Consider the following 9,471-nt stretch of genomic DNA (forward strand, 5'->3'; position numbering starts at 1 on the left):
AGGCATCTACGGCATATAGACCCGCACCGGAGACGAGATGGCTTGGTCTGCATCAGCTGTGAGCGTGAAGCCCGGTGTGCTGGGTCTGTTGGTGGTGGCACTTTTGGCTACCTCGGCGCGAGCAGGTGCCACCTGCTCGGACCGCGCCGATCTCCTCACATCACCCGTTTCAGGCGTGAGCCTGTTGTTCAATGGAGGGGCGCGGGACGGGGTGATGTTGCTGGGGCGACGCTTCGACGGCGAAGGCAGTCTTCGTGTTCCCAGAATGATGCCGGCAGTGGCGGAACTGAAACAAGGCAAATTCGGCCCCGCCGGTGGCCAGGTCGTGTATCTGGAGCCCGATGGCGGCGGCGGTCAGCGTGTGTGCCGGCTGGAACAATGGGAGAGCCGGGTCTACAGTCCGATGGCGCGTCCGCAACCAGACGGAACGCCTGGCCTGCGTCGAGACGAAAAAAGCATCGTACGGGCGGTCCCTTATCGTGCCGTGCCCGCGCAGGAGAAAAATCCGATCCTCGCCAAGCTCACTCCGCACTACTACTTGACACGTGCCGAGGCATATTTCTATGACCAAGGGGGCAATCTGGTCGAAGCGAGGTTGCAGGAAACCGAGGACGTAAATGCGCTGAGCCCACGCTTGCCCAAAACGTTGATGCTGAATCGTCTTGCCTTCTGCGCGGAATACAACGCCAAGGGGGAGTTGATCTCGACCACGGGGGACATGAGTGAGACATTGAGCAAGGTGCCCGGCGCGCAATGCGCGGGGCTTCAGGTCGGAGAGGTAGCCCTCTACACCTACCGCTATTACGCCGATGGAGCCTTGCTGGCAGAACTCCGAACGCCGCAGCGGAAGGAGGAGGACGACGGCCTCGATGCACGCGAGGCACCGGGGGAGTGGCGCGGGCAGGGCAATGCATGGCTCGATGTCACGGGACCGGGTGGTGGGCGGAAGGGCGTGTTCTTTGGCTTCTTCAAGACGAAGGGCATCTACAGCCTGTCCACCGAATACATGGGTTTTGCCGCGTATGACGCGCAGCCGTTGTATAAGGAGCTCTCCAGCAACGGGTCCAAGAAGCTGCAGTACGACTTCCCGACCCAGCGGGTTCCGCTCTCGGTTGTTGACGACCAGTTCGCTTCGCTCGACAAGTACCCGCGCATACGCACCTACCCGCATCGCAGCGGGTCCACGGTGATGGAGTTCTTCAATGCCAACCGCCGCGCGCCCCGCCAGCGGCAATGGCGCGGCGCGGACCTGAACCGTCAGGAGATGTACGGCGCGGACGGCAGACTGACCCGGGTAATCCACTACGGCGGCATGTCGCAGGAGGTTGCCAGGGAGGATCTCAAGCGCTACGCGGAGAGCGGCGTACTCAAGGTCACGCCCACCACCAGCGGTTACGCCAGTTATCGCGTCTACGACTACGACGCCAAGGGCAAGGAGAGCCTCGTCTTCGTCTGCTGGCAGCACGATGTGCCCAGCAACAAACCGCTGCGCCATTTCCCGTGGTGGACGCCCGATTCCACGCCCAAGCGCAGCAGGGAAGATGCCCTGATCTACGGCATGAAGAACGTCGCCAACCGCTGCGGCACGCCGGACGGAAAGATGCTGATCCAGGGGATGGGGCCGATCAACACGTATATGGCCAAGCAGTACGGCTACGACGTGGAGAAGCTGAGCTATGACGAGGTGCGCTGAGGCATCTACGGCATATAGACCCGCACCGGAGACGAGATGGCTTGGTCTGCATCAGCTGTGAGCGTGAAGCCCGGTGTGCTGGGTCTGTTGGTGGTGGCACTTTTGGCTACCTCGGCGCGAGCAGGTGCCACCTGCTCGGACCGTGCCAATCTCCTCACCTCACCCGTTTCAGGCGTGACCCTGTTGTTCAACGAGGCTGGACGTCAGCGGATTACATTGCAATGGCCTCAGGTCCAAGGCGACGGCAGTCTGCGTGTTCCAGCACTACTCCCAGCTGTCGCCGACCAGCACCAAGGCAGGTTTGGTCCGACGGAGGGCCAAGTGGTGTATCTGGAGCCGGATGGCAACGGCGGTCAGCGCGTGTGCCGACTGGAGCAATGGGAGAACCGGGTTCACAGTCCGATGGAACGTCCGCGACCAGACGGCACGCCTGGCCTGCGTCGAGACGAGAGCGGCAACATACGGGCAGTCCCTTATCGTGCCGTGCCCGCGCAGGAGCGGAACCCAATTTTGGCCAAACTGACACCGCACTACTACATGGCGCGTGCCGAGGCGTACTTCTATGATCAGAGGGGGCACCTGGTCGAAGCAAGGTTGCAGGAAACCGAGGACGTAAATGCGCTCAGCCCACGCTTTCCCAAGACCTTGATGCTCGATCGCCTTGCGTTCTGCGCGGACTACAACGCCAAGGGGCAGTTGATCTCCACGACGGGGGGCATCAACGAGACATTGACCACTGTGCCGGGTGCGCAATGCGCGGGACTTCATGGAGGTGAAGTAGCCATTTCCACCTACCGCTATCACGCTGATGGCACCTTGCTGGCGGAACTCCGGGCACCGCGCAGAAAGGAGGAGGATGACGGCCTCGATGCACGCGAGGCACCGGGGGAGTGGCGCGGGCAGGGCAATGCATGGCTCGATGTCACGGGACCAGGTGGTGGGCGGAAGGGCGTGTTCTTTGGCTTCTTCAAGACGAAGGGCATCTACAGCCTGTCCACCGAGTACATGGGTTTTGCCGCGTATGACGCGCAGCCGTTGTACAAGGAGCTCTCCAGCAACGGGTTCAAGAAGCTTCAGTACGACTTCCCGACCCAGCGGGTTCCGCTCTCGGTTGTTGACGACCAGTTCGCTTCGCTCGACAAGTACCCGCGCATACGCACCTACCCGCATCGCAGCGGGTCCACGGTGATGGAGTTCTTCGATGCCAACCGCCGCGCACCCCGCCAGCGGCAATGGCGCGGCGCGGACCTGAACCGTCAGGAGATGTACGGCGCGGACGGCAGACTGACCCGGGTAATCCATTACGGCGGCATGTCGCAGGAGGTTGCCAGGGAGGATCTCAAGCGCTACGCGGAGAGCGGCGTACTCAAGGTCACGCCCACCACCAGCGGTTACGCCAGTTATCGCGTCTACGACTACGACGCCACGGGCAAGGAACGCCTCGTCTTCGTCTGCTGGCAGCACGATGTGCCCAGCAACAAGCCGCTGCGTCACTTCCCGTGGTGGACGCCCGATCCCACGCCCAAGCGCAGCAAGGAAGATGCGCTCATCTACGGCATGAAGAACGTCGCCAACCGCTGCGGCACGCCGGACGGAAAGATGCTGATCCAGGGGCTGGCGCAGATCAATGCCTACATGGCCAGCCAGTACGTCTATGACGTGGAGAAGCTGAGCTACGACCAGGTACGGTGAGGCGGCCGCGGCGCGTCGAGCCGGCCCGCGCCTCCTTCACGGCTGACCACCGGGGCGCGAGGCAGCATGGTGCGGTCCGCACCGATCCGGTACCCGTGATGGCTACTTCGCTCTGCTCCCGCCTGCTTCGCCTCGGTGTGCCGGCGGCACTGCTGCTCCTCGCCGCGTGCCGGCCAGCGCCGCCCGAAGCTCTGGGCACACTCGAATGGGACCGGATCACGGTGCCGGCGCCTGCGGCCGAAACCATCGTGGCGGTGTCGGTGCGCGAAGGCCAGCGCGTGCCGGCCGGTGCGGCCCTGCTGCAACTGGAGACCACCCGCACGGCCGCGCAGATGGCCGCGCTGCAGGCGCAGGCGCAGCGTGCCGTGCAGGCGCTGGAGGAACTCGAGCACGGGCCGCGGGTGGAGGAGATCGCGCAGGCCCGGGCCAACCTCGCCGCAGCCAAGGCGCAGGCCGTGGACGCAGCGGCGTACTACGCCCGGCTGCAGCCGCTCGGCCGGCAACGGCTGGTGGCGGCCGCCGACGTCGACCGCGCCCGCGCCGCTGCCGGCAATGCCGACGGCCTCGTGCGTGCGGCCGAGCAGGCGCTGCTGGCGCTGGAGCACGGCACGCGCGCCGAGCAGATCGGGCAGGGCGCCGCTTCGTTGGAGGCCGCGCAGGCGCAGCAGGCCGAGCAGGCCGTGACCCTGCGCAAGCTGGCGCTGGTCGCGCCGCGCGCCGGCGTGGTCGACGCGCTGCCGTATCGGCTGGGTGACCAGGCCCCGGTTGGCGCACCGCTGGCGGTGCTGCTGGTGGGCGAGCATCCCTATGCACGGGTCTATCTGCCGTCGCCGCTGCGACCATCGGTGGCCGTCGGCTCGGGCGCGCAGGTGTACGTGCAGGGACGCGAGGCGGCGTTGTCCGGGCGGGTCCGCGCGGTCCGCAGCGACCCGGTGTTCACCCCTTACTACGCGTTGACCGGCGACGACGCAGCCCGCCTGAGCTATCTGGCCGAGATCGAACTGATCGACACCGATGCCGCCACGCTGGCGCGTCTGCCGGCCGGCCTGCCGGTACGGGTGACGTTCTGATGGCCGTCGCTCCCGTCGCCGCCCAGCGGTCCGCGCCGGCAACGGGCGAGGGCGGTCAGGACGACCTTGCGATCCGGGCGCGCGGGCTGACCAAGCGCTTCGGGGCGCTGGTGGCCGTGGACCATGTGGACCTGAGCGTGCCGCGCGCCACGGTCTATGGCTTCCTCGGCCCCAACGGGTCGGGCAAGTCCACCACCATCCGCATGCTGTGCGGCCTGCTGACCCCGTCCGAGGGCGACATCGACGTGCTCGGCCTGCGCATTCCCGAGCAGGCCGAAGCGCTGCGGCGACGCATCGGCTACATGACCCAGCGGTTCTCGCTGTTCGAGGACCTGACCGTGCGCGAGAACCTGGAGTTTCTCGCGGCGGTGCAGGACATTCCGCGCGCCGACGCACGGCGACGCATCGAGGAACTGGTCGAGCAATACCACTTCCAGGACCGCCAGGCGCAGTTGGCCGGCACCCTCAGTGGCGGCCAGAAACAGCGGCTGGCCCTGGCCGGCGCGGTGATCCAGTCGCCGGAGCTGCTGTTCCTGGACGAACCCACCAGTGCAGTGGACCCGGAGTCGCGGCGCGACTTCTGGGAAAAACTGTTCGACCTGGCCGACGCCGGCACCACGCTGCTGGTGTCCACGCACTACATGGACGAAGCCGAACGCTGCCATCGCCTGGCGATTCTGGATCGGGGCGTGCTGGTGGCCGACGGCACTCCGGCCACGCTGAGCGCAGCGCTGGACGGACGTACATTGGCGGTATCAGCGACGCAGCCGCGTCAGGCGCAACGGTTGCTGGCCGCCGTGCCCGGGGTGCTCAGCGTGGCGCAGATCGGCAACAGCCTGCGGGTACTGCTGGCGGCGCAGGACGATGCGCAGGGCAGGCTGGAGGCGGCCCTGCGCGCCGGCGGCCAGCAGGCCGAGGTGACGCCGGTGGAGGCCAATCTGGAAGACGTCTTCGTCTCGGCCACGCGCGGACGCGAGGACGGCCACGCCGGGGACGCCGCGGCATGAGCCTGCGCCGGCTCTGGGCGATCATTCTCAAGGAGTTGCGGCAGATGCGCCGCGACCGCATCACCCTGGCGATGATCGTCGGCATTCCGGTGATGCAGCTGGTGCTGTTCGGGTATGCGATCAACCTCAATCTGCGCAATCTGCACACCGGTATTGCCGATCAGGCCGGGACCGCCGCGTCACGCGCGCTGGTGATGGACATGGTGGCGACCGGCGTGATCACCCCCACCCTGGCCGCGCGGACCCCGGACGAACTGATGGCGGCGCTGCGGCACGGCCGGATCAGCATTGGCGTGGTGATTCCGCCCGACTTCGAACGCCGCCGCTTCGAGGGCCGCGAGGCCGTGCAGGTGCTCGTGGATGGCAGCGACACCGTCGTGCAGAGCGCGGCGATCCAGCTGGCGCAGGTGCCGCTGGACAACCAGCCGCTGCGCAACGACCGGCCGCTGCGCAGCGGCGCCGTGGCCGGGGGCGGGCAGATCGGCGTGGTGGCGTTCTACAACCCGCAACGACGCTCGGCGGTGAACATCGTGCCCGGCCTGATCGGCATCATCCTGACCATGACGATGGTGATGTTCACGGCGGTGGCGATCGTGCGCGAACGCGAGCGCGGCAATATGGAACTGCTGATCGCCACCCCGTTGAGCCGCAGCGAGCTGATGATCGGCAAGGTGCTGCCGTACGCGGCGATAGGGCTGATCCAGACCACGCTGGTGCTGCTGCTGGGCCTGTGGCTGTTCGAGGTGCCGATCCACGGCAGCGTGGTGGACGTCTATCTGGCAGCGATACTGCTGATCACCGCCAATCTCACCCTGGGCCTGCTGATCTCGACCAAGGCGCAGTCGCAGTTCCAGGCCATGCAGATGACCATGTTCGTGTTCCTGCCGTCGATCCTGCTGTCCGGCTTCATGTTCCCGTTCGCCGGCATGCCGCGCCCGGTGCAATGGCTGGCCGAGGTGCTGCCGCTGACGCACTTCCTGCGCCTGATCCGCGGCATCATGCTGCGCGGCGCACGGATCTGGGAGCTGTGGCCCGAGGTGCTGGCGCTGCTGGCCTTCATCGCGGTGATGATGACCCTGGCGATCCTGCGCTTCCGCAAGCGCCTGGATTGAGCGGATGCCGACCAACGGTCGGCATCTACCCGTCACGGCATGTACCGACCGCCGATCGGCATTGCAACGGCATGTATCGACCGCCGGTTGGCATTGCAACGGCATGTACCGACCGTTGGTCGGCACTGCAATGGTAGGTGCCGACCGTTGGTCGGCACGCTCCGTCAGGCGACGACCATCCGTCCGCGCAGCGAATTGCTGTACGCCTCGGTGATCTCCACATCAACGAACTGGCCGATCAGGCGCGGGTGCCCCGCGAAGTTCACCGAGCGCATGTTCTCGCTCTTGCCGGTCAGCTCGTCCGGATTGCGCTTGGACGGCCCTTCCACCAGCACGGTCTGCACCGTGCCGACCATCTTCTCGGAGATCGCCGCGGCCTGCGCGTTGATCCGCGCCTGCAGGCGCGACAGGCGCGCGTGCTTTTCGGCATCGCTGATCGTGTCTTCCAGGTCGGCCGCCGGCGTGCCGGGGCGACGCGAGTAGATGAACGAGAAACTCTGGTCAAAGCCGATGTCTTCGATCAGCGTCATGGTCTTCTCGAAATCGGCCTCGGTCTCGCCCGGGAAGCCGACGATGAAGTCCGAGCTGATCGAGATGTCCGGCCGCACCGCGCGCAGCTTGCGGATCTTGGACTTGAACTCCAGCGCCGTGTAGCCGCGCTTCATCGCCGACAGTACCCGGTCACTGCCGGCCTGCACCGGCAGGTGCAGGAAGTTGGCCAGCTGCGGCACGTCTCGATAGGCATCCACCAGCGAGTCGCTGAATTCCAGCGGGTGCGAGGTGGTGAAGCGGATGCGGCCCACCCCGTCGATCTCGGCAATGGTGCGGATCAGCAGGCCCAGGTCGGCGAATTCGCCGTCGCCATAGGGGCCGCGGTAGGCATTGACGTTCTGGCCCAGCAGGTTGATCTCGCGCACGCCCTGCGCGGCCAGCTGCGCCACTTCCACCACCACGTCCTCGAACGGGCGGCTGACCTCGGTGCCACGGGTGTAGGGCACCACGCAGAACGAGCAGTACTTGGAGCAGCCTTCCATGATCGACACGAAGGCCGAGCCACCGTCGGCGCGCGGCTCGGGCAGGCGGTCGAACTTCTCGATTTCCGGGAAGCTGATGTCGACCTGGGACTTGCCCGATGCGCGGCGCTGGCGGATCAGCTCCGGCAGGCGGTGCAGGGTCTGCGGGCCGAACACCAGGTCCACGTGCGGGGCGCGTTTGATGATCGCCTCGCCTTCCTGGGAGGCCACGCAGCCACCCACGCCGATGATCACGCCACGGCCGTTGTTCTTCAGCGCCTTCCAGTAGCCCAGCTGGCTGAACACCTTCTCCTGCGCCTTTTCGCGGATCGAGCAGGTGTTCATCAGCAGCACGTCGGCCTCGGAGGGGTCGTCGGTCAGCTCCAGCCCTTCTTCGGCGGCCAGCACGTCGGCCATCTTGGCCGAGTCGTACTCGTTCATCTGGCACCCGTGGGTCTTGATGTACAGCTTGCCGCGGACGGGGCCGGTGACGGCCGGCCTGGCGCCGGGCAGCGGCAGCAGGTCGGGGCGGGGAGTGGTGGAGGGCACGGCGGAGCCGGCCGAAGTCGGCACGGTCGAAGCTGGCGTCCCGGTCATGGCGCTTATTCCAGTCGGGTGGGCGGGCAGGCAGCCTGAACGGCTGCGGTGAGCCGCCCATTGTACCGGTGTTCTGCCCACCAGGCCGGGGCCCGCCGCGGCCGCCCGCAGGCCGTCCCGGACGCCCCGATCCGTGACGCGCATCAGCTCCCGGTGCGGTGGGCCGCGTCAAAGACTTGGCAAGACCGGGTGAAACGGAGACACTCCGCTGCATGAAGGGGATCTTGGGGATCTTTGCGCTGGCCTTGGCTGCGCTGACCGCTGTGCCGGCCAGTGCGGGCACGCTGTACAAGTGCGTTGGCGCCGACGGCATCCCCAGCTATGTCAGCAAGCGCGTGTCCGCCGCGAGCTGCAGCGTGGTCAGCAGCTACCGCCCGGACCGCAGCGCGCCCCGCCGCCAGGCCGTGTCCGCTCCCGCCGCGCCGACCACGCCCGCGCCCACGCCGGTGGCGCCGGCTGTCGCGGTCGCCGCGGTCGATGGCGCCAACGCCGGCACCGCGATCACCGCCACGGCATCGCCAGCGCCAGCGGCGACGGTACTCAGCGCGCCGTCCGCACCGGCCGCGCGCAAGGGCAAGGCCCAGCGCGTGGTCAACGGGCAGGTCTACACCTATATGAAGGACGGCGTGCGCCACTACACCAGCGCCCGCCCGGCGCAGGTGGCCAGCCTCGGCCAGGTCCGCACCATCCACTACAGCTTCATCGAGCGCTGCTATGCGTGCGGTGCCAATCCGGGCGTCAACTTCGGCTCGGTGCGGCTCAATACCACCGCCTTCCAGGCCGAGATCGCCGCCGCCGCGCGCGAGTTCGGGGTCGAGGAGGCCGTGGTCCGCGCCATCATCCACGCCGAGTCGGCCTACAACCCCACCGCGCTCAGCCGTGCCGGCGCGCAGGGTCTGATGCAGCTGATGCCGCCCACCGCGCGCCGCTTCGGGGTCACCGACTCGTACGATGCCGCGCAGAACATCCGTGGCGGCGTGCAATACCTGTCGTGGCTGCTCAAGCGCTTCAACGGCAACCTCACCCTGGCCGCCGCCGGCTACAACGCGGGCGAGGGTGCGGTGGACCGCCACGGTGGCGTGCCGCCCTACAGCGAAACCCAGTACTACGTGAAGCGCGTGGCCCTGCTGGCCGACCGCTATCGGGGCGTGACAGCATCCACGCAGTAGTGCCCGCGGGCCGGCTCCCCGCACGCCGAGACCGTCCGGTAGTGGGGGGGGGGGGGGGGGGGGGGGGGGGGGAGGGTAGGAGCACACACAAAAGAACCCCCACGCAAACCGAAACCAA

7 protein-coding genes are annotated in these 9,471 nt (G+C 67.1%); 6 read left to right on the top strand and 1 reads right to left on the bottom strand.

The features are described from left to right. The first annotated feature begins 58 nt into the window (after nucleotides 1-58). The 5 genes from ACO6VK_RS11630 (at nucleotide 59) to ACO6VK_RS11650 (ending at nucleotide 6,574) form a co-directional block, all read left to right on the top strand. Entirely contained in the window at nucleotides 59-1,693 is a 1,635-nt protein-coding gene (locus tag ACO6VK_RS11630; protein ID WP_422507311.1) for a hypothetical protein, read from the top strand. A gap of 57 nt (nucleotides 1,694-1,750) precedes the next feature. After that, nucleotides 1,751-3,385, top strand: a complete 1,635-nt coding sequence (locus ACO6VK_RS11635) for a hypothetical protein (RefSeq protein WP_422507313.1) — start codon at nucleotides 1,751-1,753, stop codon at nucleotides 3,383-3,385. Nucleotides 3,386-3,483: 98 nt separating this feature from the next. After that, nucleotides 3,484-4,455, top strand: a complete 972-nt coding sequence (locus tag ACO6VK_RS11640) for an HlyD family efflux transporter periplasmic adaptor subunit (protein ID WP_422507315.1) — start codon at nucleotides 3,484-3,486, stop codon at nucleotides 4,453-4,455. A 71-nt stretch (nucleotides 4,456-4,526) separates the two neighbouring features. Next, nucleotides 4,527-5,462: an ATP-binding cassette domain-containing protein gene (locus ACO6VK_RS11645; RefSeq protein ID WP_422507323.1), complete on the top strand. Its 936-nt coding sequence runs from the start codon at nucleotides 4,527-4,529 to the stop codon at nucleotides 5,460-5,462. Further along, nucleotides 5,459-6,574, top strand: a complete 1,116-nt coding sequence (locus ACO6VK_RS11650) for an ABC transporter permease (RefSeq protein WP_422507317.1) — start codon at nucleotides 5,459-5,461, stop codon at nucleotides 6,572-6,574. The genes ACO6VK_RS11645 and ACO6VK_RS11650 overlap by 4 nt, the downstream gene beginning before the upstream one ends. A gap of 164 nt (nucleotides 6,575-6,738) precedes the next feature. Here the strand turns inward: ACO6VK_RS11650 and miaB are convergent, their stop codons facing one another. Beyond that, the gene (miaB, locus tag ACO6VK_RS11655) at nucleotides 6,739-8,184 is read right to left on the bottom strand and encodes a tRNA (N6-isopentenyl adenosine(37)-C2)-methylthiotransferase MiaB (RefSeq protein ID WP_422507319.1); all 1,446 of its coding nucleotides are present in this window, start codon (nucleotides 8,182-8,184) and stop codon (nucleotides 6,739-6,741) included. 212 nt (nucleotides 8,185-8,396) lie between these two features. Between miaB and ACO6VK_RS11660 the strand changes: the two genes are divergently transcribed. Beyond that, nucleotides 8,397-9,353, top strand: a complete 957-nt coding sequence (locus tag ACO6VK_RS11660) for a lytic transglycosylase domain-containing protein (RefSeq protein ID WP_422507321.1) — start codon at nucleotides 8,397-8,399, stop codon at nucleotides 9,351-9,353. The last annotated feature ends 118 nt before the right edge of the window (nucleotides 9,354-9,471 follow it).

Origin of the sequence: Stenotrophomonas sp. GZD-301 (assembly GCF_049310345.1) — a bacterium.
GTDB lineage: Bacteria > Pseudomonadota > Gammaproteobacteria > Xanthomonadales > Xanthomonadaceae > Stenotrophomonas.

Coding starts and splice junctions, on each gene's coding strand:
- ACO6VK_RS11640 (WP_422507315.1), top strand. CDS start 3,484: ATGGCTACTTCGCTCTGCTCCCGCCTGCTTCGCCTCGGTGTGCCGGCG.
- ACO6VK_RS11650 (WP_422507317.1), top strand. CDS start 5,459: ATGAGCCTGCGCCGGCTCTGGGCGATCATTCTCAAGGAGTTGCGGCAG.
- miaB (WP_422507319.1), bottom strand. CDS start 8,184: ATGACCGGGACGCCAGCTTCGACCGTGCCGACTTCGGCCGGCTCCGCC.
- ACO6VK_RS11660 (WP_422507321.1), top strand. CDS start 8,397: ATGAAGGGGATCTTGGGGATCTTTGCGCTGGCCTTGGCTGCGCTGACC.